The organism is Bartonella sp. AR 15-3, from assembly GCF_002022445.1.
GTDB lineage: Bacteria > Pseudomonadota > Alphaproteobacteria > Rhizobiales > Rhizobiaceae > Bartonella.
Genome location: NZ_MUYE01000001.1, coordinates 1,125,561 through 1,150,127, shown reverse-complemented (window position 1 = coordinate 1,150,127; position 24,567 = coordinate 1,125,561). Strand labels below are relative to the sequence as shown.

General features: G+C 35.2%; 23 protein-coding genes and 2 pseudogenes. 11 read left to right on the top strand and 14 right to left on the bottom strand.

All coding sequences use genetic code 11. The features are described 5' to 3' along the window. Window positions 1-139 precede the first annotated feature (139 nt). The gene (locus tag BAR153v2_RS05105; protein WP_078680591.1) at window positions 140-1,393 is read left to right on the top strand and encodes a CCA tRNA nucleotidyltransferase; all 1,254 of its coding nucleotides are present in this window, start codon (window positions 140-142) and stop codon (window positions 1,391-1,393) included. Window positions 1,394-1,849: 456 nt separating this feature from the next. Here BAR153v2_RS05105 and BAR153v2_RS05100 read toward each other — a convergent pair whose 3' ends face one another. Continuing rightward, window positions 1,850-2,326 (bottom strand): tRNA (cytidine(34)-2'-O)-methyltransferase, encoded by a 477-nt coding sequence (locus BAR153v2_RS05100; protein WP_078680590.1) that lies wholly within the window; start codon window positions 2,324-2,326, stop codon window positions 1,850-1,852. 549 nt (window positions 2,327-2,875) lie between these two features. Here BAR153v2_RS05100 and BAR153v2_RS07375 point away from each other — a divergent pair. The 4 genes and pseudogenes from BAR153v2_RS07375 to BAR153v2_RS05080 form a co-directional block, all read left to right on the top strand. Then, window positions 2,876-3,608, top strand: a pseudogene (locus BAR153v2_RS07375) (cytochrome b N-terminal domain-containing protein); the annotation flags it as partial. A gap of 274 nt (window positions 3,609-3,882) precedes the next feature. After that, window positions 3,883-4,131 (top strand): cytochrome c1, encoded by a 249-nt coding sequence (locus BAR153v2_RS07700; protein WP_339373816.1) that lies wholly within the window; start codon window positions 3,883-3,885, stop codon window positions 4,129-4,131. Between the two features lie 182 nt (window positions 4,132-4,313). Then, on the top strand, window positions 4,314-4,463 hold the full coding sequence (locus BAR153v2_RS07695; protein ID WP_339373808.1) for a cytochrome c1: 150 nt from the start codon (window positions 4,314-4,316) through the stop codon (window positions 4,461-4,463). Between the two features lie 79 nt (window positions 4,464-4,542). Beyond that, the gene (locus BAR153v2_RS05080; RefSeq protein WP_078680589.1) at window positions 4,543-4,989 is read left to right on the top strand and encodes a PRC-barrel domain-containing protein; all 447 of its coding nucleotides are present in this window, start codon (window positions 4,543-4,545) and stop codon (window positions 4,987-4,989) included. Between the two features lie 137 nt (window positions 4,990-5,126). Here the strand turns inward: BAR153v2_RS05080 and ychF are convergent, their stop codons facing one another. After that, the gene (gene ychF, locus BAR153v2_RS05075) at window positions 5,127-6,230 is read right to left on the bottom strand and encodes a redox-regulated ATPase YchF (protein WP_078680588.1); all 1,104 of its coding nucleotides are present in this window, start codon (window positions 6,228-6,230) and stop codon (window positions 5,127-5,129) included. A 259-nt stretch (window positions 6,231-6,489) separates the two neighbouring features. On the opposite strand from ychF, the gene BAR153v2_RS05070 reads away from it, so the two are divergent. After that, the gene (locus BAR153v2_RS05070; RefSeq protein ID WP_078680967.1) at window positions 6,490-7,173 is read left to right on the top strand and encodes a L,D-transpeptidase; all 684 of its coding nucleotides are present in this window, start codon (window positions 6,490-6,492) and stop codon (window positions 7,171-7,173) included. Window positions 7,174-7,272: 99 nt separating this feature from the next. On the opposite strand, the gene pth is transcribed toward BAR153v2_RS05070, so the two are convergent. Together pth and BAR153v2_RS05060 are read right to left on the bottom strand one after the other, a co-directional pair. Beyond that, window positions 7,273-7,866, bottom strand: coding sequence for an aminoacyl-tRNA hydrolase (gene pth / locus BAR153v2_RS05065; RefSeq protein WP_078680587.1), 594 nt, complete (start codon window positions 7,864-7,866; stop codon window positions 7,273-7,275). Window positions 7,867-7,935: 69 nt separating this feature from the next. Next, window positions 7,936-8,553 (bottom strand): 50S ribosomal protein L25/general stress protein Ctc, encoded by a 618-nt coding sequence (locus BAR153v2_RS05060; protein WP_078680586.1) that lies wholly within the window; start codon window positions 8,551-8,553, stop codon window positions 7,936-7,938. A gap of 318 nt (window positions 8,554-8,871) precedes the next feature. Between BAR153v2_RS05060 and BAR153v2_RS07690 the strand changes: the two are divergent. Next, window positions 8,872-10,331: pseudogene (locus BAR153v2_RS07690) on the top strand (ATP-binding protein). Here BAR153v2_RS07690 and BAR153v2_RS05050 read toward each other — a convergent pair. The 4 genes from BAR153v2_RS05050 to lgt form a co-directional block, all read right to left on the bottom strand. Continuing rightward, on the bottom strand, window positions 10,328-11,260 hold the full coding sequence (locus BAR153v2_RS05050; RefSeq protein ID WP_078680585.1) for a ribose-phosphate pyrophosphokinase: 933 nt from the start codon (window positions 11,258-11,260) through the stop codon (window positions 10,328-10,330). The pseudogene BAR153v2_RS07690 and the gene BAR153v2_RS05050 sit on opposite strands and share 4 nt — an antisense overlap. Before the next feature lie 969 nt (window positions 11,261-12,229). Next, a complete protein-coding gene (gene pgeF / locus BAR153v2_RS05040) occupies window positions 12,230-13,012 on the bottom strand; it encodes a peptidoglycan editing factor PgeF (protein WP_078680583.1) in 783 nt (260 codons plus the stop codon). A 16-nt stretch (window positions 13,013-13,028) separates the two neighbouring features. After that, window positions 13,029-14,153, bottom strand: a complete 1,125-nt coding sequence (locus BAR153v2_RS05035) for a class I SAM-dependent methyltransferase (RefSeq protein WP_078680582.1) — start codon at window positions 14,151-14,153, stop codon at window positions 13,029-13,031. Further along, on the bottom strand, window positions 14,153-15,010 hold the full coding sequence (gene lgt / locus BAR153v2_RS05030; protein ID WP_078680581.1) for a prolipoprotein diacylglyceryl transferase: 858 nt from the start codon (window positions 15,008-15,010) through the stop codon (window positions 14,153-14,155). Before lgt ends, BAR153v2_RS05035 begins: the two co-directional genes overlap by 1 nt. A gap of 219 nt (window positions 15,011-15,229) precedes the next feature. Between lgt and BAR153v2_RS05025 the strand changes: the two genes are divergently transcribed. Further along, complete coding sequence (locus tag BAR153v2_RS05025; protein ID WP_078680580.1) at window positions 15,230-15,484, top strand: accessory factor UbiK family protein; 255 nt, start codon at window positions 15,230-15,232, stop codon at window positions 15,482-15,484. A 393-nt stretch (window positions 15,485-15,877) separates the two neighbouring features. Continuing rightward, on the top strand, window positions 15,878-16,378 hold the full coding sequence (locus BAR153v2_RS05020; RefSeq protein WP_078680579.1) for a YbjN domain-containing protein: 501 nt from the start codon (window positions 15,878-15,880) through the stop codon (window positions 16,376-16,378). 50 nt (window positions 16,379-16,428) lie between these two features. Here the strand turns inward: BAR153v2_RS05020 and BAR153v2_RS05015 are convergent, their stop codons facing one another. Beyond that, on the bottom strand, window positions 16,429-17,769 hold the full coding sequence (locus BAR153v2_RS05015; RefSeq protein WP_078680578.1) for an ATP-binding protein: 1,341 nt from the start codon (window positions 17,767-17,769) through the stop codon (window positions 16,429-16,431). A 7-nt stretch (window positions 17,770-17,776) separates the two neighbouring features. Next, on the bottom strand, window positions 17,777-18,478 hold the full coding sequence (locus BAR153v2_RS05010) for a response regulator (RefSeq protein ID WP_078680577.1): 702 nt from the start codon (window positions 18,476-18,478) through the stop codon (window positions 17,777-17,779). A 157-nt stretch (window positions 18,479-18,635) separates the two neighbouring features. Between BAR153v2_RS05010 and BAR153v2_RS05005 the strand changes: the two genes are divergently transcribed. Then, window positions 18,636-19,280 carry an MBL fold metallo-hydrolase gene (locus tag BAR153v2_RS05005; protein WP_078680576.1) on the top strand — a complete coding sequence of 215 codons (645 nt, stop codon included), beginning with the start codon at window positions 18,636-18,638 and terminating at the stop codon, window positions 19,278-19,280. Window positions 19,281-19,336: 56 nt separating this feature from the next. On the opposite strand, the gene BAR153v2_RS05000 is transcribed toward BAR153v2_RS05005, so the two are convergent. From BAR153v2_RS05000 to BAR153v2_RS04985, 4 genes are all read right to left on the bottom strand, one after another. Then, on the bottom strand, window positions 19,337-19,867 hold the full coding sequence (locus BAR153v2_RS05000) for a BA14K family protein (protein ID WP_078680575.1): 531 nt from the start codon (window positions 19,865-19,867) through the stop codon (window positions 19,337-19,339). 183 nt (window positions 19,868-20,050) lie between these two features. Continuing rightward, the gene (locus tag BAR153v2_RS04995; protein ID WP_078680574.1) at window positions 20,051-20,266 is read right to left on the bottom strand and encodes a cold-shock protein; all 216 of its coding nucleotides are present in this window, start codon (window positions 20,264-20,266) and stop codon (window positions 20,051-20,053) included. A 477-nt stretch (window positions 20,267-20,743) separates the two neighbouring features. Beyond that, a complete protein-coding gene (uvrB, locus tag BAR153v2_RS04990) occupies window positions 20,744-23,167 on the bottom strand; it encodes an excinuclease ABC subunit UvrB (RefSeq protein WP_078680573.1) in 2,424 nt (807 codons plus the stop codon). A gap of 298 nt (window positions 23,168-23,465) precedes the next feature. After that, window positions 23,466-23,783: an SH3 domain-containing protein gene (locus tag BAR153v2_RS04985; protein ID WP_078680572.1), complete on the bottom strand. Its 318-nt coding sequence runs from the start codon at window positions 23,781-23,783 to the stop codon at window positions 23,466-23,468. Between the two features lie 310 nt (window positions 23,784-24,093). Between BAR153v2_RS04985 and greA the strand changes: the two genes are divergently transcribed. Further along, complete coding sequence (gene greA, locus BAR153v2_RS04980) at window positions 24,094-24,567, top strand: transcription elongation factor GreA (protein ID WP_078680571.1); 474 nt, start codon at window positions 24,094-24,096, stop codon at window positions 24,565-24,567.

The following is a 24,567-nucleotide window of genomic DNA, read 5'->3' as shown; positions in this document are numbered from 1 at the left end:
TTTTTTATATTCTTCTCGCAAATTAAGGATATTTTTACGGAGAAAGATTGTAGTTTATAAGAAATATATTATGCGTTGTATTTATTGAAATTTACAAGTTTGAAGGCAAATAATAAAAATTGGTTTGAAAGGTTAAGGGGTGAATGTAACATACAATTTCAAACAGGTTGCATGGTTGCAGTCTAGCAATATTCAAACACTTCTTCGTGTTTTGTCGCTGGATGGTGAGGAAGCTCGTATTGTTGGTGGTGCTGTGCGTAATCAGCTTTTGCAACAGCCTATTAGTGATATTGATATTGCAACAACCTGTTTGCCACAACAGATTATAAAGCGTGTAGAAGAAGTAGGATTTAAAGCTATTCCTACAGGGATTAATTTTGGTACAGTAACAGTAGTTGGTGAATCGTGTTCTTATGAGGTTACAACTCTTCGTTCTGATATTGAGACGGATGGTCGTCATGCGAAAGTTATCTTCAGTCGCGATTGGAAAAAAGATGCTGAACGTCGAGATTTTACTATCAATGCACTCTATTGTAATGCAGCTGGTGAAGTTTATGATGAAGTAGGAGGTTTAAACGATATTGCAACTCGGACGGTTCGTTTTATTGGTGTTGCGGAACAGCGTATTTGTGAAGATTATTTACGTATTTTGCGTTTTTTTCGCTTTTTTGCTTGGTATGGAATAGGGCGTCCTGATGCAGAAGGGTTGAAAGCATGTACTCGTTTAAAACATGGTTTACAAAAGCTTTCACCAGAGCGTGTTTGGGGAGAAATGAAAAAACTTCTAACTGCTTTAGATCCAACACGTGCTCTTTTATGGATGCGTCAAAGTGGAATTTTGACGCTCATTTTACCTGAGACAGAAAGATGGGGTATTGATGCAATCCACTCACTTATTAAAACAGAGCAGGCTTTTGGTTGGAAGATTGATCCGTTTTTGCGGTTAGAAAGTCTTATTCCTCCTGATGTTATGCGTCTTCACGATATGGCTCGTCGTTTATGTTTATCGAATAAAGAGAAAATACGGTTAAAGGAATGGGCGGAATTAGAACTGATTAATCATGACTGTTCAGATATTTTTATGCAAAGACTGATTTATTTTTATGGTCGGCAACCAGTTTTAGATCAATTAGCTTTGTCTTTAGCAGCTGCACGTGACCACACTTTAAAGGATAGTAAAGTCGTTCAAAAAGAAGAATGTTATATCAGGCTTTATCAGCTTGCTCGAGAATGGCAAATTCCAACTTTTCCTATCAGTGGCAAGGATTTATTGGAAAGAGGTTTGGTAAAAGGGATGTTTTTAGGAAAAAAACTCAAAGAATTGGAAACATTATGGATTGAAAGTGGCTTTTTGATTGATCGTAATAAATTATTAGAAAAAATTGAGCAGTAATATTATGTTTTTTGTTGGAAGTTTTTTGAAATTTTCTTTTAAAGATTGTCTTACTTATAGACTTTTTTATTTGGTGTGTGATTATGTAATTTTATTATCATGTAATTATTTGTGGTGTAAAATATGTTTTTGCTAATTCGCAATTTATATAACTCTTGGGCCGATTTTTCTATAGAGTCCTATATGCTCATCGTTTAATTTGATAGCTATCTTGAAGCAATAACTGAGTAAAACAAGCATACTGTAAAATGTATTCGCATTAAAAATATAAAAAATGTGATGCTCTTCCTTGTGCTATTTGTTACTAAAATCATTTTGTAAAGCTGTTGTAACAATAGGACAATAAAACTTAATTTCATTTTTCCAACGTAATTTCTAGCATCTGTTAAAAACTTTATCGTTTGCTAAAATAGCTGCTGTGATGAAGATTGGCAGTGCTATGAAGTTTAGTTTTTATTATAAGATTTGTCTTATTTCATTATAACCAATTTGACGAAGTGCTTCCCCTGTTGTCATAGCAACACTGATTGCAAGATTTAAAGAGCGTGCGTGTGGCAGCATAGGAATTGTTAATGTACAATCAGCTGCTTTATAAACATAATCAGGGACACCTGCTGATTCACGACCAAAAAGTAAAACATCGTTTTTCTGATAACATATTTCTGTATAATACGTTTTTGCTTTTGTACTTAAGAGCAAAAGACGACGATTAAAGCGCTGCATGGTATCAATAAAGTTCTGCCAATCAAGATGGCGTTCTAAGGAGGCTCGTTCAAGATAATCCATACCTGCACGTTTAAGATTGCGATCGGATATATCAAAGCCTGCAGGTTCAATAATGTGTACATGCAGACCAAAACAAGCGCTAAGACGTAAGATTGTTCCTGTGTTACCAGCAATATCAGGTTGAAAAAGAGCGATGTGAAGTGCCATATTTTAGTATTTGTAGATTGATTTATAAAGAAGCTATTTATAGCGATAGTGTTTTCAAAGAGATAGTTTTTATTTAGCGATTCAATTTATTAGTCAATGGTGTCCTAATCAAGCTGTTTGATCTATTGTTTCTTGAAGTTTATCTATCAAGCATTGAGTAAGGCATTTCGGTGACGGTAAATGGCGTGGATAGACCGTGGTCATTCGTAATCGTACTGCAAGAGAAATAGCTGAATCTCAAGCGATTAAATTGAGTGAGCTTAAAGCTTGTCAAGCACACGATCCTAACCTTAATGATAAAAAAAGCAACGAATTTTGTGTGTTCAGCAGGAAAGAGAGGTAAAAATTGGCTGATTATAATCAAGTTATCTACTTATCTGAGCTGCGTAACAGTTGGCTAATTAGATCAATTTTGTGAATGGTTGCGCCTTTATCACCGATCTGTTTATGACACAGCTGGAAGGATACGAGCAGAATCAGCTAATTACAATTTAGCTATTCCATCTTATCAATTTCTTTCTGATATTTTACTGAGAATAGGATAATGTAATGAGAAAATTTTTCACTTATCTCCCTAAAAGCACTCTTGCTCTTTGGTTTGATAAGCGTTTGCCTCTTCCTTATTTTTTATACAATACGTTTATAATTATTCCTATTTTACGTAACCTTAATTATTTTGATACATTTGGTGGTATTTAAACCATTATAGCTTTTGACAGGCATTGTATTAGCTACGCACCATGTATCAGATGTTTGTTTAGTTTTTGAAACAGGTGAATGATTTAGGCGTGAAGGGCAGTTTGGTTAGCTTTTTCGTCCCTGATTTTTGTGGCATCTTCTTTTTTATTGTCGTCTACATCCATTTAGCACAAGGGCTTTATTATGGTTCTTATAAAAATATGCAAGAAATGATTTGGGTGATAGGTATTTTCGTTTATATCATTATGATGGTGGTTGCATTTTTCCGTTATGTATTGGTGCGGGCGATGATGTCCATTTCTCTAGCATTGGTAGTTACTGGTTTTTTAAAAGTTATTCCTTTCTTTAAGACATGGTGATATGAAACTCTTCTTGGTGGGTAGTATGGAGTAGCCGACGCTTAACCATTTTTATGTTTTTCATTATGTACTGTCGTTTTTTATTTTTTCTTATAGGCCTTCATATTGAGGCAATTCAACAAGTTGGGCAGAGCAATATAACAGGAATTGACGTGCAATTCGATGAGGAAAGTGTGCCTTTTTCTCCTTATATACTTATAAAGATATTTTTTGATTATTCCATCAATTATACTCTCTGTTGAAAAGAGAAGATCTATGTATGCATCAATTATGGAAGATCTAAAATAGAGAACAAATCGACTATGATAAAGGCTTTCATTGGATTGATCTTAATAGGGGTTATGGCATTTTCTTTCAAAACATTGCCCAAAATATCGTTGATAAGGGAGAATATGTTTTTTTCTTCGTATGTGCCTCAAAAACAAGATTGGAATTTTTCGGGTTCATTCGGTATTTATGATAAAGTGCAATTACGACGTGAGTGAAGATTTATAAAAAATATGTGCTAGTTGCCATGGGCTAAAATATGTATCTTTTCGTGCTTTAAAAGTACTGGGTTATAATCAGGAACAGGGTAAAGCTTTTGCTGTGCAATATGAAGTAAGCGATGGTTCCAATCGAAAAGGAAAGTTTTTAAAGAGATTTGGTTCTGCTATTGTATTAGATTATTTTTTCTTTCCCCTTTTGCTAATATTGAAGAAGACAAATTTATACGTAATGATGCTAAACCTCTTGATTTATCATTAATGGTACGTATGCGTTCTATTTCTTTACTATTCCCTGCTTTTGATTATTGACGTTTTGAACAATTATAACACTGCTGCTCTTGATTATATTACAGCTCTTTTAACAGGATATCAGGGGGGCTCCAAAGGATAAAGATTGCTAAAGATTATTGGTATAATCCTTATTTTATTGTAGGTGATGTTTTGTCTATTTTAATATGGATAGCTAATCCTCATATGGGACTTCGTAAGAAAACTAGCTTTTGTGTTACCTTATTTTTAATTATTTTGGGAGTGCTTGTTTATAGTGTGAAAAGAAAAACAAAAAATGAAAAAAACAAACACATAGAATAAGCTATCTTAAAAGCGTGTAGGGAACAAATTTTATAATGACGCATTGAGAGCTTATAAAGTAAAAACGGAGAATTATAAAATGAAAAAAATTGTGTGCACTGCTTTTGTGTCAATTTTTATGGTTTCTGGTGCGTATGCTCAGTCTTTTACAACAACAACGCCTTTTGAAACTGAGGTGATTTCATCAACAGGTATTGTACAGATTGGTTCAGATATGGCCGCGCGTTATATTACGCCTTCAGCAGCTGATTTTGTTGCTTCAAGCCTTATTGGTGCTAATGTATACAATATGGAAGATGAAAATATTGGTGAAGTGAAAGATATTATTTTACGTGAAAATAGTGTCGAAGGAATTGTCATTGGTATTGGTGGTTTTCTTGGGATAGGAGAACGTTATATAGTTGTTTCTCCTGATACAATTCAGAAAACAAATGATTATGGTAAATGGAAATTTATTATCAATGCAACAAAAGATTCCTTAAAAAGTGCTCCAGAATTTAAATATGAAGGTCACTGGAAACGTTAATTTTGTCTTAATCAAAAATAAAATAGCCGTTTATAATGCGGCTATTTTATTTGAAAGTTTTCCTAAGAACGCAGAAGTAGTTGATACAAAGAAGAATTTTAAAGGGTTAAGATATTTAAGGCTTTAAAAGAAATGCATTAAGTATTGTGCCTAAAGAATATGATATCACCATCTTGCACAATATATTCTTTACCTTCATCGCGAGCTTTTCCTGCTTCTTTTGCTCCATTTTCTCCACCCAAGGCAATATAATCTTCATAGCTAATAGTTTGGGCACGAATGAAGCCACGTTCAAAATCTGAATGAATAACACCTGCAGCTTGCGGTGCTTTTACTCCGCGCACAATTGTCCATGCGCGTGTTTCTTTAGGGCCACAAGTAAAGTAAGTAATTAGGTTAAGTAAATCATAACCAGTGCGAATGAGTCGATTAAGGCCGGGTTCAAAAAGCCCTAAAGCCTTAAGATACTCTAAAGCTTCTTCGTCAGTAAGTTGGGCAATTTCAGCTTCGATAGAAGCGGCAATAATAATAGTTTGTGCATTCTGTGCTGTTGCCATTTTCTCAACTGCTTGAGTAAAGTCATTACCATGAGCGGCTTCATTTTCACTTACATTGCAAACATAGAGCACGGGTTTTGATGTTAAAAGATTCAAACCATTAAGAATGCATTGTTCATCGGCAGAAATATCTTTGAGCATTAACCGTACAGGGTCTCCTTTTTGCAACAATTTTAATGCAGCTTCCATGATAGGGAGAATAGCAAGAGCTTCTTTATCTTTTCCAGTTGCACGTTTACGAACTTGTGTAATTCGTCGTTCAAGGCTTTCAAGATCCGAGAGCATGAGTTCGGTTTCAACCGTTGTAGCGTCAGAAATAGGATCAATTCGTCCTTCTATATGTGTAATATTTTCGTCTTGAAAACACCGTAAAATATGGATAATGGCATCAACTTCACGAATATTCGCTAAAAATTTATTTCCTAACCCTTCACCCTTTGAAGCACCACGTACAAGTCCTGCAATATCAACAAAACTAATACGTGTAGGAATTATTTCTTTTGATCCGGCAATAGAGGCGATTTTTTTCATCCGTGGATCTGGGACAGCAACTTCACCGGTATTAGGCTCAATTGTGCAAAAAGGATAGTTGGCTGCTTGTGCTGTAGCTGTTTTTGTTAATGCATTAAAGAGAGTTGATTTACCAACATTGGGTAATCCAACAATACCACATTTAAAGCCCATAAAATTCTCTTCCTTTATTAATTGTCATTTATTCTTGGGGTCAAAATAAAGCTTTATTGTTATTTCTATAGCATGTTTTGAAAAGAGTTCTAGTTTGTAGTTGTTGTGATAGTGTGAAAAATATAATGAATAATTGCTATAATTTTTTTTTATTATTACACTATTTTAAATAATGATTTTACTAATAAATATTAATATTGCAGTAATTTTTGCGTAGTATGTAAAATTTTCGAAATAAATAATCGGAGAAAATATGAGATTGTTATCTCGTCGAACTTTTTTAATAGCAACGCCTTTGGCTTTGGTTGGATGTCTTACACGTCAATCAAATATACCTATTTTTTCTCAACAGGCTCAGTATGTTCCACCCGAAATACAGGATTTATATGGGCCTGTAACAAATGAACCTTATTTTTTACCTGCGGTTAATCTTTCAACAATTGACCCAAAATTTTGGCGTCAACAAGTCAATTATCAGGCAGATTATTCTTCTGGCACATTAGTTGTAGATACTCAAGCATGTTTCCTTTATCTTGTTGGTGAAAATGGCAAGGCTTTACGTTATGGTATTGGTGTTGGCAAAGAAGGGTTGGCATTTACGGGTGTTGGGATTGTACAATATAAGCGCCGATGGCCGCGTTGGGCTCCTACTAAGGCAATGATGGAGCGTGAACCAGAACGGTATGGTCATTTAGGGCAGGGTATGCCCCCTGGTCCTGAGAATCCATTAGGGGCACGGGCATTTTATCTTTTCAAAAATGGGAAAGATACTCTCTTCCGTATTCATGGTTCACATGAAGCCTGGTCAATTGGCCGCGCTATTTCTAGTGGATGTATTCGTCTACTCAATCAAGATATTATTGATCTTTATAATCGCGTTCCTGATGGCTCACGTGTAGTGGTATTGCAAAATAGCGAAAATACATTAAACGGGCTTATTTAGTCGTAATAAGTTATAGGATTTATTAACTGATTTTATACATCACTTAACTTTGATATCTTCTTCAGGGAAAAATATCAAAGGGCGTGTGTATTTATGTATTCAAGTGAGATGATGCTTTATTGTAAATCTTTCCATTGCCAATGTAATTTTATTCATAAAACAATTATTATTTCTTTTTATTAAGAGTTCCATATTATTTGCAATTGCATCTAGTAAAGGGGTTAGCCATTCTTGATCAGATTTGATAAAATTTCCCAAAACATACTGATTAACCAGCTCTTTGGGACCAGGGTGCCCAATACCTAAGCGTATACGGCAGTAATTAGTGCCGCAATGACTATCAATAGACTTGATACCATTATGTCCATTACTTCCTCCTCCAATTTTTATTCTTATTTTACCAGGTAGTAAATCTAGTTCATCGTAAATAACAATAAGATTATTCAAGTCTAATTTATAAAACCGCAAGGCTTCGCGAATTGATTGACCAGATAAATTCATAAAAGTTTGCGGTTTTATAAGAATAATTTTTTCATTGTTTATAAAATTGGTTGAGATTTCAGCCTGAAATTTTTTTGACCATGGAGGAAAAGAAAAGGTTTGGTGAATAACATTAACAGCCATGAAACCAATATTATGGCGGTTATTTTTATAGTGAGCACCCGGATTGCCAAGACCAGCAATGAGCAACATGTGCACCTCCGGTAAAGTATAAGAAAACAAAAAGTGTTAAAAAGATGGAGGCTCATCTAATAAAATTTTTTAGTTTTTTGCATTGTTCTCTTTGTCTGAAGGAACATCACCCACACTGGTGTTAGCAGGGGCAGCAATGGTAGCAATGGTAAAATCTCGTTCCTGAATGACTGGTGTAACACCTTTTGGTAATTGTACTGCGGAAATATGAATAGAATCACCAATAGAATAACTGGAAAGATCAATCTCAATTGCTTCAGGGATAGCATGCGCTAGTGCAGTACATTCAATTTCATGGCGCACAATATTTAAGATGCCACCTCGTTTAATTCCTGGAGCTGTATCTTCATTAAGGAAGTGTACAGGAATGTGCACATGAACAACGGATTTTGCTGAAATGCGTAAGAAATCTACGTGTATAGGAAAGTCGCGGACAGGATCAAGTTGATAATCTTTTGGTAAAACTTGAATTTTTTGTTGATCAATTTCAATAGTTGCGACAGTAGTACGAAATCCACCAGCATGAATTTTATAGAAAATATCTTTATAGGGAACTGAAATTGCTAAAGGAGGCTGTTTATCACCATAAATAACAGCTGGAATGAAACCATTACGACGAAGTTTGCGGGAGGAGCCCTTACCAACCTGCTCGCGTATCTCGGCTTTAAAAGTATAGCTTTTGCTCATAACTAAAGTCCTTTTTATATAATTTGAGAATCATGAAAACCAGTAGTGGTTTTGCATGAATACGAAGATATACGCTGTACAACGGCGATTACCCTATTCTATGTTGCCTCCAAGGGTGTCTACACAGAAGCTTGTTCTATAATTCAAACCATTAGGAGATGCAAGAGTTGTAGGAAAAATCCTTGGTTTCTAGCCTTATGGAAGAGGAAATGTTACAAGTATGTTGAAAAATGTAGAATCAATATCAATTTTCAAAGATTGAATAATGGAGATCTTGTGAAAGTTGAAATTACCTTAGGGGAAGTGCCAGAATATGGCATGTTACGTAAATCAGTTCCGGCGTTCGTTAATCTCGAGGAATTATTAGCAACACGTCTTTTCGTATAAGGTAATTCTAGTTCAGGAAAATCACATCTTCTTCGGCGTCTTCTTGAACAGAGTTCTTCATGGGTGCAACAGTGTGATTGATCCAGAAGAAGATTTTGTGACTTTGGCTGATAAATTTGGCCATATTGTTGTTGAAGCACAACGGAACGAAAAAGAATTGATACAAATTGCTCATCGGATTCGCTAGCATCGGGTTTCAGTTGTGTTCAATCTTGAAAACCTAGATATTGCACAACAAATGCGTGCTGTTGGTATTTTTCTTGGAGCACTTTTTGATATTGAGCGTGATTATTCCTATCCTATTTAGTTGTGATTAATGAAGCGCAATTGTTTGCTCCAACTTGTAGCAGGGGAGATTTCTGGTGAAGTGCGTAAGATTTTGCTTAGTGCTATGACCAATTTAATGTGTCGAGGACGTAAACGTAGTCTTGCTGGTGTTATTCTACACAACGTTTAGCTAAGCTTGCAAAAAACGTGGCTGCTGAAGCATCAAATTTTTTAATAGGACGTATTTTGGGATATTGATATGATACGTACTGCTGATCTTTTAGGAATGGAGCATTTTCAAGCAGAAATGTTTCAAGATCTTGAGCGTGGTCATTTTATTGCTTTAAGACCTGCTTTATCACGGCGTTCTTTAGCGATTATTGTTGGTCCTGTTGAAACATCAGCGCGTTCTTCCGGTCCGAAAATAATGCCGCTTTCAACGGAGAGAACTGATGCAAAAAACTTGTTTTTACTGCTTTATCTAAAAAAAACCAACGCCATCTCATTATTCACTAGAGTTTGTAAAAGAACAAGAAATTCATGAAATATTAGAAGAGGTTGTGCACAAAAAACAAAGATTAATAAAGGAAGATAAACACTCCTCTCCACAGATTTCAGCAATTGATTACAAAGTGCAGGTAACGTATTATTCCTGAAATGATAGATGATCCTGAGGTTGCTTATCGTTCAACAGCAGTATTTTATCAAGATTTTTTGATACGTTATCGTATTCATAGTGTATCAGAATTCCTTCCTAATATTTCACAATTTTGTCGTAAATTGGTTATTGCTCAAACTTCTATTCAAACCTCTATTGATGAAGAAGATGCTGTAAGAGAAGAGTGGAAGCATGTCTTACATCTATCAAAAAGTTTAGAAAATGATGTTCTAAGCTGTATTTTACCTGTCGCGCAGGTAGCAGTAACAGGGAAGCTTTGCCCATCAGATGCAGTGTTAACGAGTCTTTATGGGACTTATTCTTTAAGTCGTGCACGTCGTCTTTTAATTTATTTTGAAGACCATGGGCTTATTGTTATTCATACTGATTTTAGTGGTAAGCGCGTGGTAACTTTTCTTGTCTCAATTTAGAAACAGCACCAGGAGATCCAAAGGCACCAATTTAGCCAAATAAACTTGAAACAGACTGCTCTGCTGCTGTCCTTGCAATAGCTTCTCCGATTAAATCAGCAATTGGCAAGATACGCATATTATGAGCTTGTTTAATTGCTTTGGTTGGCATGATTGAATCAGTAATCACTAATTCTTTCATTTCTGAATTGGTAATGCGTTCTATAGCATTACCAGAAAGCACACCATGTGTAATATAAGCAGTGACGCTTCTTGCGCCATGTTGCAAAAGAGCGCTTGCTGCGTTACATAGAGTACCGCCTGAATCAACAATATCATCCAGCAAGAGACAATCTTTTTCAGTCACATCACCAATGATGTTCATTACTTCTGATTCACCTGGGCGTTCACGGCGTTTATCAACAATAGCAAGGAGACTATTTAAGCGCTTAGCTAAGGAGCGTGCACGCACCACACCACCAACATCAGGTGAAACAACAATGACATTTTCAAGAGAATAATGCATCTTAATATCGCGAGCAATAACGGGAACAGCGTAAAGATTATCCGTTGGGATATCAAAGAAACCCTGGATTTGTCCTGCATGAAGATCTAATGTCAAAACGCGATGAGCGCCTGCTTGAGTAATGAGATTAGCAACAAGTTTTGCCGAAATAGGAGTGCGTGGTCCAGGTTTACGATCTTGGCGAGCATAACCAAAATAAGGTACGACAGCTGTAATACGACGCGCTGAAGACCGACGAAGTGCATCAATCATAATGAGCAATTCCATTAAATGATCATTCGCTGGATAGGATGAAGATTGCAAAACAAATACATCTTGTCCACGTACGTTTTCATGCAATTCTACAAAAATCTCTTGATCAGCAAAACGTTTTACAGTTGCTTTGCCTAGAGGAATACTTAAATAGTTTGCAACATCTTCAGCAAGACATGGATTAGAATTGCCGCAAAAAAGTTTCATAATAGAACCTCTAAGTAATTACGATTAAATATGAAGCGATTTTTAACTTTTTACTATCAGATTGCAAGTGAACAATTATAAAAGAATAAAAAATTAACTATCATTATTTAAAATGAATGTAGTTCGTTGGTTTATGTCAAATACTTACTGTTTGTAGACTGTTTAAAAAATTATGAAAAAACAGCTAACAAGAGACAAATTGTTTAAAAATAATCAGTGTTATGAGAAAAAATACTGTTTTATAAAAAATTTTGAATATAAAATAGGCAAATTATTTATGCTCAAAAAATATGAATTTACAGATGAAAAATAATAATTGGTTCTTATAAACTTTATTGTATTAGAGCTCTTAAAGACTTTGAAAACGTAAAGACAGGTGATCTTGGTGGTTTTATTGAGGATGAAAAGAATTTATCACATGAGGGAAATTGTTGGGTTTATGATAATGCCAAAATTTTTGGTAATGCTATGATTTATGATAATGCTAAAGTTGCTGAAAATGCTGCAATTTACGATGAAGCAAGAGTATTTAGAGACGTTAAAATTTGTGGTGAAAACACTGTTTCTGGTAATACCATGATTTGGGGTAGTGCTAATGTTTGTTGCAGAACCAAGATTTGTAACAATGTCAAGGTTTTTAAAAATGATCGAGTTTACAAGATGTGTTTATAACATATCAGGATTTTGTGAAATTAATATTATATGGCGTTTTGAGATTGAAGACTATTTACTAAGAGTTGTTAAAACAAGAAGATATAATTGTATCAAGAGATTTGATTTAATATAAATTGATAATTATTAACATTGAAGAGTTGTTTTTTGGAATATAGCAAAGATTATTTGCAACGCCGCTAGAATTTGCGTATAAATAACTTATTTGAGAAGAAAAACCAATAATAAAAATTTCCACAATTTATTAATAGGAATTTTTTTATATTTTTTAGTATTTCTTTGAAGTAAAAAGCAACTTTACTCTTTATTTTTTAGCATAATGGCAGAAATTTGTCGTCCATAATTGGGCTCATTACGATGTATTGCACGTCGATAGGAGAAAAAACGCTTTTCATCTTGATAAGTACAAAGTTTTAGACAAGAAGTACGGAGGATTCCCGCTTGCTCGAGTTTGTTTATAATGAATGTCCATAGATTAAAATTAAAGTGGTGTACTTTATCTGTTTTTGAAAAATATTTTTCAAACTCGTTATTGTGCTCGATGAATTGGTTATAAAATTCACTTGTTACTTCATAATGACATGGACCAATGCATGGTCCAAGTACTGCTGTTATTGATTGCCGTTTGGCTCCTTGTTCTTCCATTACTGAGATTGTTTTTTCTAAAATTCCGTTCAAGCTCCCTCGCCAACCAGCATGTGCAGCACCAATGACACCCGCTTGTGGATCAGAAAAAAGAATTGGTCCACAGTCTGCTGTCAGAACACCAATTGCTAATCCTTTTTTTGTTGTAACCAGAGCATCAGCTTTTGGAAGTTCTCCAATAAAAGCTTGATCAACGACGATAACTTCACAAGAGTGTATTTGGTGAACAGTAATTAAATTTTGCACTTCAATATCAAAATAATTAGCGATTAAGGTACGATTTTGCATAACATGTTCAGGAGAAACGTTGGAGTTTTGTTCGACATTCAGGCTCTGATAAGAGCTTTTTGATAGATCTCCTTGGCGTGTAAAAAAGCCATGTTTGATATTATGTGAGTGTAAATTGCAAAAATCTTGTGCAAGAATAGGTTCCATAAAGGTTCCCTTATGATTATTTGAAACGAAAATGGTATCTGAATTGGTTTGTTATTGTTTGTGGTTGAAAATAAGGTATTTGTAAGTTTTTATTACTGATGTGAAGAACTTTAAAAAGTTTACCCATTTGTTTTAGACCAGTTAATCGTTCGATATCTTGGTGAATTTTTTTCTTCATTACTGTGCTTTTGTTGATACTAAGCTTTTTGGCACGTTCAAGCACTCCCATTTTGAAAAGAAAATCTCTTTGTTCTAGAATTTCAGCAAAACAGCCCTGTTGAATGGCGATTGTTTTCAAAGAAAAAAAATCAACATGTGATGTTAAATCATGTTCACCAGGAGCAGAAAAAATATCGCAGAATTTATGTTTTGATACGGCTTGTAGTGTGTCTCCAAACGCAAAATCGGATGCACCATAATCGATGAGTAAAGCAGAGCCTTGTGTTTGCATTAAACGGCTACTAATTTTTTGTGCTAATTGGTTTCGTAAGGGCGCATATTCTACAATTGTTCCATTGGGCATTTGAGCACAGTGGGGTGGTAAGAAAGTAGCAGGAAACTTATGTACATCAATGGTAAATGTAAAATCACCTTCTTGATTAAGTGTAATGCGACGTTCTCTCCATTCTTCATTGATTTTTATATATTGGTTAATTGGGAGTGCATCGAAAAGCTCATTTGCAATTATAATAAGAGGTTTTAAAGGAATTTGTTCAAAATTTTCAATACTATAAATTTGTTTTTGGTAAGAGAGAAGACGTTTTTTTTGTTTTGCTGCAAGGCGTTGGCTTATCTCAATAAGAAAGATGTCAGCAGCGTTGAATGCTGTCATACAAATTTTGCGAATAGTACGTAAAACATCATCCATAAGAGTTCCGCGTCCTGGGCCTATTTCAGCCAGGATAAAAGAATTAGGGGAACCATGAGCTCGCCAGCTCATAATAGCCCAAATGCCAATTATCTCTCCAAATAATTGGCTTATTTCAGGTGCTGTGATGAAGTCACCATCATGTCCAAAGGGTTTTTGTTTTTTATAATAGCCAAATTGAGGATCAGTAAGTGCTAATGCCATATATTGGCTAACAGAGATTGGTCCATTGAGAATGATAATTTCTTTAATTCTCTCTTTTAGATTAGACATTATTTTGTAAGCTTATATTTAAAAGTTTGAAGAAGTGCATAAAAACCGAAAAGAATCATCGGCAGAGATAAAGCCATGCCATAAGTAAATCCAGTAGAGTGGAAAAGAGATGCAAACCATTCTGGATCTTCTTGAGGGGCACGGAAAATTTCTGAAATGCTGCGTGCTATTCCATAGCTTATATTAAATATTCCAGTTATCACTCCAGGATGTTTTAATGCTTTGAAAGAAAAAATAGCAATGGCTAAAATGATAAAGAGAAGAAATCCTTCCATAGATGCTTCATAAAGTTGACTAGGATGGCGTGGAAGATATTGAGGATCATTATAAAAACAAACTGCCCAAGGGACAGTAGTTACATTTCCCCATAATTCTTGATTAATGAAATTGCATATCCGTACAATACCAATGCCAATGGGAACGGCTGCGGCGATTGTATCAAACATTCCCCATACGTTAATATTGTTTTTATAAGAAAACCAAATCATGGCAATGATTATACCTATAAGTCCTCCGTGAAATGACATACCACCATTCCATACGGCAATGATATCGACCGGATGATTGAAATAATAAATAGGGTCCCACATAAGTACCTGTCCTAAGCGGCCACCAACCACAATCCCAAGAGTACCTAAAGTAACAAAATCACTCATTTTTTGTGGGTGCATAGGTGCTTGATTTTTAGGCCACAAGGACTTTTTTTTAAGTAATTTTTTTGTATACCACCAGGCAAACAAAATGCCTACAACATAACCAAATCCATACCAATGGAATGCTATCGGCCCTAAACGGATGATCACTGGATCAAGAAAGAGAGGAAAAGCAATAGCTTGACAAAAAGGGAAATCATTCATGAGGGGGAACTTTACATTTATGAAGTTATATGATTATCAAACCATGACAGAGGAATACAAAATGGTCAAGTTGGGGTTAGAGGTTAGTTGCTGTTATTGGTGGAGGTAAAGAATACTGATACATTAAAGTAATATCTATTAGAAAAACAAGTACAATCTTTCAATATTATAAAATGTATTACAGTACGTATATAAAAAATGAAAATTAAAGGAAAGCTTATGTATAATGGATCGAACCGTATTCTTGATGAACTGGCAAAATTAGCAACGGATGCAGCAGGTATTGCACAAGGTGTACGGCGTGAAGCTGAAACTGCTGTCCGTTTACAGGTTGAAAAGATGATCAATAAACTTGACCTTGTTTCACGCGAAGAATTTGAAGTTATCAAGGAAATGGTTCTTAAACTCTATGCCGAAAATGCTGATTTGAAAAAACGTCTTGATGGTTTAGAAAAACACAACAGAAAAAAGTGAAAACAGATACAGTCTAAGCAACAAAGAGTCTTAGAAAAAATAATCCCCAATTTTTCCATACCATGTATGAAACCGAAAAATGCTTAGTCATGAGTCTGTTAGGGCAGATGAGCAATTTATTTTTAGTTCATTTTTTATAAAAAATTATTTTTTTTTAATTAAGGGACTAGCGCTACGAAATTGTATCAATACACTAAGTTTGTTTGATGATTCGTTTTTTCTTTATCAAGCTATGTTATTATAGGAAATATTATCATTTATTTCCTGGTGTTGTGTGTTGGCTATGTTTTAATGTGTATTTGTTTGGTGTAAAGGCTTTGATTGTGGCGAGTATTGTTATGATGATAGTTTTTCCATTGTATTAGTAATATTCTTAATTATTGAGGGTTCATGATGAGGCTTGCCATTGGAGCCACAGAGCGAGAAGAGCATCCGGTTGATTTTATAGAACAAATTGCTTGTAAGTATGATTGGTCTTTTGAGCGGAATGCACAAGATGAAATTAGCGTTTGCGTAGAAGGAAAACGAGCTTGTTATCGTCTTTCTTTTTCATGGATGGAGGAGCAAGAGGCTCTTCATTTAGCTTGTGCATTTGATCTTTTTATTGAAAATACTCGTATAGCAGAGATACAGCGTTTGTTGTTGACAATTAATGAGAAATTGTTACTAGGACATTTTGATTATTGGCAAGGAGATAATACGGTTATTTATCGGCAGGGTCTTCTTTTAGCAGGTGGTGTACACCCATCACATACACAGGTAGAAACATTATTGATATATGCACTTAAAATTTGTGAAAGTCATTATGCTGCTTTTCAAATGGTTGCTTGGGCTGGTGAAAGCGCTCATAAAGCACTACAGTATGCTTTGTTTGAGACCGTAGGAAATGCTTAAAGTCTTCATATTGCTCTTATTTACTCTTTAAAAAAGTTTTTGAATATGTTTTATAGAGGAATATCTATAATAGCGCGCAAACCTCCTAATGGACTATCATCTAATTGAATATTACCTCCGTGGCTACGTGCGATATCTTGGGCAATAGAAAGACCAAGACCTGTTCCACTGGCATCTTGATTTCGTGATTGATCAAGCCGAAAAAATGGTTTGAAAACTTCTGTATGCATGTCTTTTTGAATACCTGGTCCATCATCATCAATAGTAATAATAAAAGATTCTTTTTGGGGTTTAGCTGTGAGTTGGATGGTATTTGCATAATAAAATGCATTTGATAGAAGATTACTAATCAAACGGGTAAAAGCATAGGGGCGTACTTGTATCTGTGGAGAGCCTTCAATAGTATAGGAGAAGTTACGTTGATGAAGATGAGCATTAGTGGAGAACTTTTGCATCAAGACATTTAAATCAAGGGTGCTAATATTTTCGCTGCCTTCACCACGGGCAAAAGCAAGATAACCCTCTAACATATTTTGCATATCGCTGACATCTTGCTCAAGCGGTTTAATATCAAAATCATTACTTACTAATGCGAGTTGAAGCTTGAAACGTGTGAGGATGGTTCTTAGATCATGACTTACACCTGAGAGCATCATAGTGCGTTGTTCGATTTGGCGTTCAATTCGTTCACGCATACGTAAAAAAGCAATACCAGCACGGCGTATTTCATCAGCTCCTTGTGGTTGAAATCCTTCTGGTAAAGGATGGCCACGTCCAAAACTTTCTGCTGCTTTTGCTAATTGTTGAATTGGTTTGATTTGATTACGTAAAAAGTAAATAGCTATTAACAGTAAAACAAGAGCTGTTCCTACCATCCAGCTTAAAAAAATACTGGTATTAGAGGCATAGGCTTGACTGCGCATGGCAAAAACGCGCAAGATATTGTGATCAAGGCGGATACGAATTTCTACAAAATTAGAATCGCCAACTGTATCAATCCAGAAAGGACGATTAATTTGGCGAGTGATTTCTTCACTTAAAAAGTAATCAAGTATGGCAAAAAAAGGTTTGGGGCCTGGAGGAGGAAGAGGATCAGGTGGGAGAAGAGAGATGTTTATTCCCATGCGTTGTTGTGCAATACGCTTAATTTCTTCATAATTATGCTGTTGTGGATATGTTTCAATTATATCAATAATAGCTGCAATATCATGGACAACAGTGGTCGAAAGACGTTTTGTTACCATTTGCCAATGGCGTTCCATGAAAACATAGCCAATTACTGTTTGTAAGAGTACCATAGGAGCAATGATGATGATCAAAGAACGAGCATAAAGCCGTTTAGGCATTTTCTTAGATAACCATAGCGCAATTTTTTTTGCAGGTTCGATCATCTCAGGCCTATTCAATTGAAAGCTTATAACCAATCCCTCTCACGGTTTGGATCCATATAGGATTTGTTGGGTTGCTTTCGATTTTACGACGAAGACGGTTGATTTGCACATCAATAGAACGTGCACTATTGTTATCATCCATCGCAAATTTGTGGCGTGGAATAGTATCTCCTGCATGTTCAGAAAAAATGACCATCATTTCCTGTTCTTTATCTGTCAGTTTAATGATCTCTCCTGCTTTTTTGAGTTCACGTCGTGAAATTGAAAAGATATAAGGTCCAAAAATAATCTGTTCAATTTTGGGTTGGGGAGAAGATGAGCCACGTCGCAAAATGGCATTAATGCGGAGTAAAAGCTCGCGAGGATCAAAGGGTTTGGCAAGATAATCATCTGCTCCTGCTTCTAATCCATGAATACGATTATCTATTTCTGATAAAGCTGTTAACATTAAAATAGGAACATTTTTTGTTTGACGGAGTGAATAGGTTAGATCAATACCGGTTTCACCAGGCATCATGATATCAACAATAAGAAGATCAAAATCTAAGCTTTTAAGTTGGCGTTTAGCTTCATTAGAGTTGGCAGAGACTGAAACACGAAATCCATTTTTAATGAGAAATTGAGATAAAAGGTTGCGAATGCGGGTATCATCATCAATCACGAGAAGGTGGGGTGCATTATCACATAAAGTCTGAATGTGATCAGCCATGATTCAAACCCTTAACAAAAATTCAGTTTACATAAATTGTACTTTACATAAGTTATATATAGCTGTCGAGCGAACAATTTTTTGCTTTATAAAGACAGAAGAAATGTTATCTATAAACTAAAAGATTTTAAAATATTGAATTTTAAAAAGGGTTCTAATGAGCGATTTCAGTGTGTATATTATTCCAGTTACGCCTTTTCAACAAAATTGCACTTTACTTTTTGATAATGAAAGTAAAAGAGGTGTTTTAGTTGATCCGGGTGGTGATTGGCCTAAGATACAACAAACTATTCAAGAAAAAGGGGTTATTGTTGAAGCTATTTGGATAACACATGGTCATATTGATCATGTGGGAGCAGCCATGCAGGCTAAAGAAGCGTTGGATATTCAAATTATTGGTTCACATCGTAATGACAAACCAGTAATGGACGATGTCAGTGAAAGAGCAAAAATCTATCACATGCCTGATGCACGTGTTTGTATTCCTGATCAATGGTTAGAAGATGGTGATAGTGTTGATTGTGCTGGACATACGTTCAGTGTCTTTCATACGCCTGGCCATTCGCCTGGTCATGTTATTTATTTTAATGAAAAAAGGCGTTTCGCTTTATTAGGGGATGTGCTTTTTCGTGGTGCTATTGGACGCACTGATTTTCCATTATGTTCTCATGAAGAATTAATTAAATCAATTAAAGAAAAAGTCCTGCCATTAGGCGATAATGTCAGCTTTATTTGTGGGCATGGGCCAGGAAGCCAAATAGGTTATGAACGCCAATACAATCCTTTTCTTCAGGGGGTTTAATAGTTTATTATACTCAAAAAAAAACCGCTTTAAAGCGGTTTTTGGTGTTGTGTAAATTACTGTAGTGGGGCATAACAAACATGATCTAAGCCATCATGACCTCGAAAAGTTCCTGTTTTTGAATTAAAGGAACGGTATGTTTTTTTACAATATTGATACCAACTTGTTGTATTTAACGGCTGAGAAGATTGATATGTTACTACTGGTTGCACTTGATAAACCGTTTGATTTGATGGTGGGGTTTGATAGACAACTTGTGGTTGTTCAGGTTCTTTTAAAGCATTTTTGATAATTATACCTGCTGTCAAGGCTAGAAGACCTGCAGCAATAACACCACCTACATTACCACTACTACTACGGCTTATATGACGTTCGTGAATGTTTTTCTCTGTATATTCGAAATTCCTTTGTACTGAAAAAGTCTGACTGGAAGATTGGAGAGGAGTACGTCCAGTTCCACTTGTTGTGCGCGTAATTGTTTGTTGGTATGATTGTATTTGTGCAGCAGCAAGTACTGTCTCTAACGGTACTGAAATAGCTGCTGTCAACATTGCTGATAACACTATTAATTTAGTTAATTTTATCATAGCAATACTCCTTATACAAATTTATCTTGGTCTGCACTTTAAATGTTCTAGGCTGAATATAATTTGAACAATGCTCGATTTTATTTTACTAGAACGAATAAAGAAAGAGTCTATTATATAATTAAATATAGTAAAATGGAACCGGGATTTAAACCCGATTCCACAAAACGGACTTTGCTTAAATTAACTCATAACATTAATATTTATAGCTTTTGGTCCTTTACCACGGCGGTCAGGCTCTATGTCAAATGATACTTTTTGTGCATCATTTAAGCCAGTAAGGCCTGAGGCCTGGACATCAGAAATATGAACAAAGATATCAGTACTCCCATTATCAGGTTTAATGAAACCAAAGCCCTTGTTATTGTTAAAAAATTTTACTTCGCCCGTTTGAGCCATAGAATATTTCCTTATTTGATTGCCTTTGTAAGGCAGATAGTCAACAACCGTATTACGCACCTTACGTAAACGGTATTTTTAGGCAAGTTACGATATCTGGAAAACGTTTTTATTATTTTTTATCAACTCAGAACTTAGAATCATTTCTAGAAGACTTTTTATATCACCTTCCAATGTTCGCAATTTATCTAAAAAACAAGATTGCTTGAAAATAGAATATTTGACAAGAGTTTTCTTTATAGAATCTGTTTTCTTATGTTATTTTTTAGTTCATAATAAGTATAGCGGCTTATTAATTTATCTTAGATAATGGATGGAAAGAGAAATATTTTATTCCAATTTTTATGATATGTTACTATTTTGTGGACTTATTGGCAGGGTTTTTTATAAGAGCTAATTATTTTGTAGCAATTTGTAGATTTTAGACTGTTTATGGCAAGAATCTCTTTTAAACATCTCATTTAAAGTATTTTTTGATCATTTTCTTTCTTTTTTGCGTTTTGCTAATAAACCAACATCCGTAGTATTAGGGCCCATTTGAGCAAGATTTGGTTTAGTGAAAAGACTTGAGTGTTCTATGGATTTATCAAGGGAATATTTGTTATTACACACTAAAGAATCACTAGCGATAGTTAATTCTATTTCTTGTAATCGTTTAATTTCATCACGCAATTGAGCAGCTTCTTCAAAGTTGAGATCATCAGCTGCTTTACGCATTAGTTTTTTGAGATGTTGAATATGGTTGGTTAGATTGTCGCCAACTTTATTATTTTGCGTGATAAAATGAGAGATCTTGATATTATGATCATTTTCGTAAACTGAACTAAGAATATCATCGATATTCTTTTTAATACTAGTCGGTGTAATTTGATGCTCTTCATTATAGGCTATTTGTTTTTCTCGACGTCGTTTCGTTTCTTGCAAAGCACGTTCTATAGAACCAGTAATTTTATCAGCGTAAAGGATAACCCGACTCTCTACATTACGTGCAGCTCGTCCAATCATTTGGATAAGTGAAGTTTCTGAACGTAAAAAACCCTCTTTATCAGCATCGAAGATAGCAACAAAACCACATTCTGGAATATCTAAGCCTTCTCGAAGTAAGTTAATACCGATTAAAACATCAAAAGTACCAAGGCGTAAATCTCGAAGGATTTCAATACGCTCTAGTGTATTAATATCAGAATGCATGTAACGCACACGGATATTTTGTTCATGGAGATATTCGGTCAGATCTTCTGCCATGCGTTTTGTAAGAACAGTTATTAATGTACGATAACCCTTTTTGATTGTCTGGTGAATTTCGTTGATGACATCATCAACCTGTGTTTTGACTGGGCGTATTTCTGTTGGTGGATCAATCAGCCCTGTGGGACGAATGATTTGCTCTACAAAGATGCCACGCGATTGTTCTATTTCCCAGTGTCCAGGTGTAGCTGAAACGGCGATAGTTTGTGGGCGCATTGCATCCCATTCTTCAAAGCGTAAAGGACGATTGTCCATACAGGATGGCAAGCGGAAACCATATTCTGCTAAGGTAGCCTTCCGTCGGAAATCACCTCGATACATACCACCGATTTGAGGAATTGTTACATGACTCTCGTCAATAAAAACAAGAGCGTGGTTAGGAATATATTCAAACAGAGTTGGAGGTGGTTCGCCTGGTTTTCTTCCAGTCAGATAGCGGGAATAGTTTTCAATTCCTGGGCAGGATCCGGTAGTTTCTAGCATTTCTAAATCAAATATTGTCCGTTGTTCTAAACGTTGCGCTTCCAAAAGACGACCAGCTGCATTTAATTCATCGAGGCGTTTTGTTAATTCTATTTTGATTGATTTTATCGCTTGATTTAATGTGGGTCGCGGTATTACATAATGTGAATTAGCATAAATTTTAATGGATTGAAGATCTCCTGTTTTTTGTCCCGTTAAAGGGTCAAACTCAGTAATTGTTTCAATTTCATCACCAAACAGTGAAATACGCCAAGCACGGTCTTCAAGGTGGGCAGGGAAAATTTCAATTGTGTCGCCTCGAACACGAAAAGAACCACGAACAAAGTTTATATCTTGTCGCTGATATTGTTGAGCAACTAAATCAGTTAGTAATTTCTGTTGATCGAGTTTGTTGCCTTTTTGCATTTGGAAAGTCATTGCTGTATAAGTTTCTACTGAACCAATTCCATAGATGCAAGATACAGATGCGATGATAATGACATCATCACGTTCAAGTACAGCTCGTGTTGCAGCGTGGCGCATGCGGTCAATTTGTTCATTAATAGAGGCTTCTTTTTCAATATAAGTGTCAGATCGTGCAACATAAGCTTCAGGTTGATAATAATCATAATAAGAAACAAAATACTCGACAGCATTATTGGGAAAAAAGTTTTTGAATTCTCCATAGAGCTGCGCAGCTAGAGTTTTGTTTGGTGCTAAAATAAGGGCGGGGCGTTGTGTTTTTTCAATGATTTTTGCCATTGTGTATGTTTTACCTGAACCAGTAACGCCCAAAAGTACTTGAGTGCGTTCCTTTTTCTTAATTCCCTCAACTAAAGATTTGATTGCAATGGGTTGATCACCGGCAGGCTGAAAAGATGTTTTAATTTGAAATTGAATTCCACCTTCAGATTTTTCAGGGCGAATAGGACGATGAGGTGTCCATAATGCACCATTTTTAAAAAGGGGATTACTTGAAGCAATGAGTGCAGAAAGTGTTTCAACTGTTGCTGTAACACCGTTTGTTGTTGTTATGTTTTTAGGTGATATAGTATTTGTGGTTTCAGATGAAACATCATGGTTTTTGATTGTATGAAGTTTGGTATTAGAGCATTGTTTCATAACTGCAGATGGATTTATTAATCCTTGATTGAATTGTTTTTGATTTTTTTTTGACTTTTTATGTGACATGATAAGAACATTTTATACAGTTATTCTAAATATAATTTAGAAAAAAAAATTAAAAGCTTTTGGTTGAATTTGTTTTTGAAAGAAATTTCTTTTTTGTCATTTGATAATTAGTTAAAATATTTTTTGTGGTATAGTAGAGGTGACTATAACTATTTTTGATACTGATCCTAGGAAGTTATACTTCTCTATAAGTAAAGTGAAAGGATGGCTCAGGTCAAAATCATACTTTTTGTACTAGCAAGGTTGAGACTAGTGCTAATAATGTTCGGTAAAGCAATCTTCGTAATGTTTTTGGCTATTATTTTTTGATATTGGGAGTGTGTGCTCTAATCGACGGCTTTATATACATTTGGTAAAGATCATTTCCATTTTTGAATGAAAGGTAACGGGATGATACCCAACCTGTTCGTGAATTATAATCAATTTGGCACCAGTTGCCTCTGCATGTTCGGATCGAAACTGCTTGGTTTACAGGAATCCACCCGAGAAGCGGGTGTTGTGTGCTCGGACCTATCCTGAAATTCAAATTCTTTATTACGATGGCATTTGTAGCATCGGCGGGTGTTATTACTAAAATGAAGGAGCCAGCTATAAAACAATTAATCAAATTTTTCATTTTTCTTCTAACATAGATTCTTGATACTGTATTTTCATTTTTATACAATGTCTTTATAATAAAACAGAAAACAGGTAATTACATCCTTTAATATATAGATAATAACAGAGATATTCCTGAACATTTAAAATATAAATTCACTGTTAAAGTAACTAAAGAGTTTTCTATGCTCTTTTTATTTTTATATGGAAAACAAAATTTCTGTATTATATAATAAAAGGCAATTGTAATTTTCGGGTTCCAAGAGTCATCTTGGAGGCCGATTTTTATATCTTTATAAGGTCTTTCGTGTACAAGAAAGGGACGGATCATGGAAAAAGTTCCGATGACTACAGCTGGTTTTGAAAGTCTCAAAGAAGAGTTACGGTGGCGTCAACAACAAGAGCGTCGACGGATTATTGAGGCAATTTCTGAGGCACGTGCACATGGTGATTTGTCAGAAAATGCAGAGTATCACGCTGCTAAAGAAGCACAAAGTCATAATGAGGGGCGTATAAACGAGCTTGAAGATTGTATTGCGCGAGCAGAAGTTATTAATGTTTCACGTCTTTCAGGTGATAAAATTAAATTTGGAGCTACTATTAATCTTTTGGATGAAGACACTGAAGAGAGAAAAGTTTATCAGATCGTTGGTGATCAAGAAGCTGACGTAAAAACTGGTAAAATTTCTATTTCTTCTCCTATTGCACGTGCACTTATTGGTAAGCAAGAGGGTGATGTAATTGAAGTAAATGCACCAGGTGGTGCGCATAATTATGAAATTATTAAGGTTCAATATATCTAA

Bases quoted from the DNA above. Each gene is read 5' to 3' on its own strand.
- BAR153v2_RS05100 (WP_078680590.1), bottom strand. From the start codon at position 2,326: ATGGCACTTCACATCGCTCTTTTTCAACCTGATATTGCTGGTAACACA.
- BAR153v2_RS05080 (WP_078680589.1), top strand. From the start codon at position 4,543: ATGAAAAAAATTGTGTGCACTGCTTTTGTGTCAATTTTTATGGTTTCT.
- ychF (WP_078680588.1), bottom strand. From the start codon at position 6,230: ATGGGCTTTAAATGTGGTATTGTTGGATTACCCAATGTTGGTAAATCA.
- pth (WP_078680587.1), bottom strand. From the start codon at position 7,866: ATGTTGCTCATTGCTGGTCTTGGCAATCCGGGTGCTCACTATAAAAAT.
- BAR153v2_RS05060 (WP_078680586.1), bottom strand. From the start codon at position 8,553: ATGAGCAAAAGCTATACTTTTAAAGCCGAGATACGCGAGCAGGTTGGT.
- BAR153v2_RS05050 (WP_078680585.1), bottom strand. From the start codon at position 11,260: ATGAAACTTTTTTGCGGCAATTCTAATCCATGTCTTGCTGAAGATGTT.
- pgeF (WP_078680583.1), bottom strand. From the start codon at position 13,012: ATGGAACCTATTCTTGCACAAGATTTTTGCAATTTACACTCACATAAT.
- BAR153v2_RS05035 (WP_078680582.1), bottom strand. From the start codon at position 14,153: ATGTCTAATCTAAAAGAGAGAATTAAAGAAATTATCATTCTCAATGGA.
- lgt (WP_078680581.1), bottom strand. From the start codon at position 15,010: ATGAATGATTTCCCTTTTTGTCAAGCTATTGCTTTTCCTCTCTTTCTT.
- BAR153v2_RS05025 (WP_078680580.1), top strand. From the start codon at position 15,230: ATGTATAATGGATCGAACCGTATTCTTGATGAACTGGCAAAATTAGCA.
- BAR153v2_RS05020 (WP_078680579.1), top strand. From the start codon at position 15,878: ATGAGGCTTGCCATTGGAGCCACAGAGCGAGAAGAGCATCCGGTTGAT.
- BAR153v2_RS05015 (WP_078680578.1), bottom strand. From the start codon at position 17,769: ATGATCGAACCTGCAAAAAAAATTGCGCTATGGTTATCTAAGAAAATG.
- BAR153v2_RS05010 (WP_078680577.1), bottom strand. From the start codon at position 18,478: ATGGCTGATCACATTCAGACTTTATGTGATAATGCACCCCACCTTCTC.
- BAR153v2_RS05005 (WP_078680576.1), top strand. From the start codon at position 18,636: ATGAGCGATTTCAGTGTGTATATTATTCCAGTTACGCCTTTTCAACAA.
- BAR153v2_RS05000 (WP_078680575.1), bottom strand. From the start codon at position 19,867: ATGATAAAATTAACTAAATTAATAGTGTTATCAGCAATGTTGACAGCA.
- BAR153v2_RS04995 (WP_078680574.1), bottom strand. From the start codon at position 20,266: ATGGCTCAAACGGGCGAAGTAAAATTTTTTAACAATAACAAGGGCTTT.
- uvrB (WP_078680573.1), bottom strand. From the start codon at position 23,167: ATGTCACATAAAAAGTCAAAAAAAAATCAAAAACAATTCAATCAAGGA.
- BAR153v2_RS04985 (WP_078680572.1), bottom strand. From the start codon at position 23,783: ATGAAAAATTTGATTAATTGTTTTATAGCTGGCTCCTTCATTTTAGTA.
- greA (WP_078680571.1), top strand. From the start codon at position 24,094: ATGGAAAAAGTTCCGATGACTACAGCTGGTTTTGAAAGTCTCAAAGAA.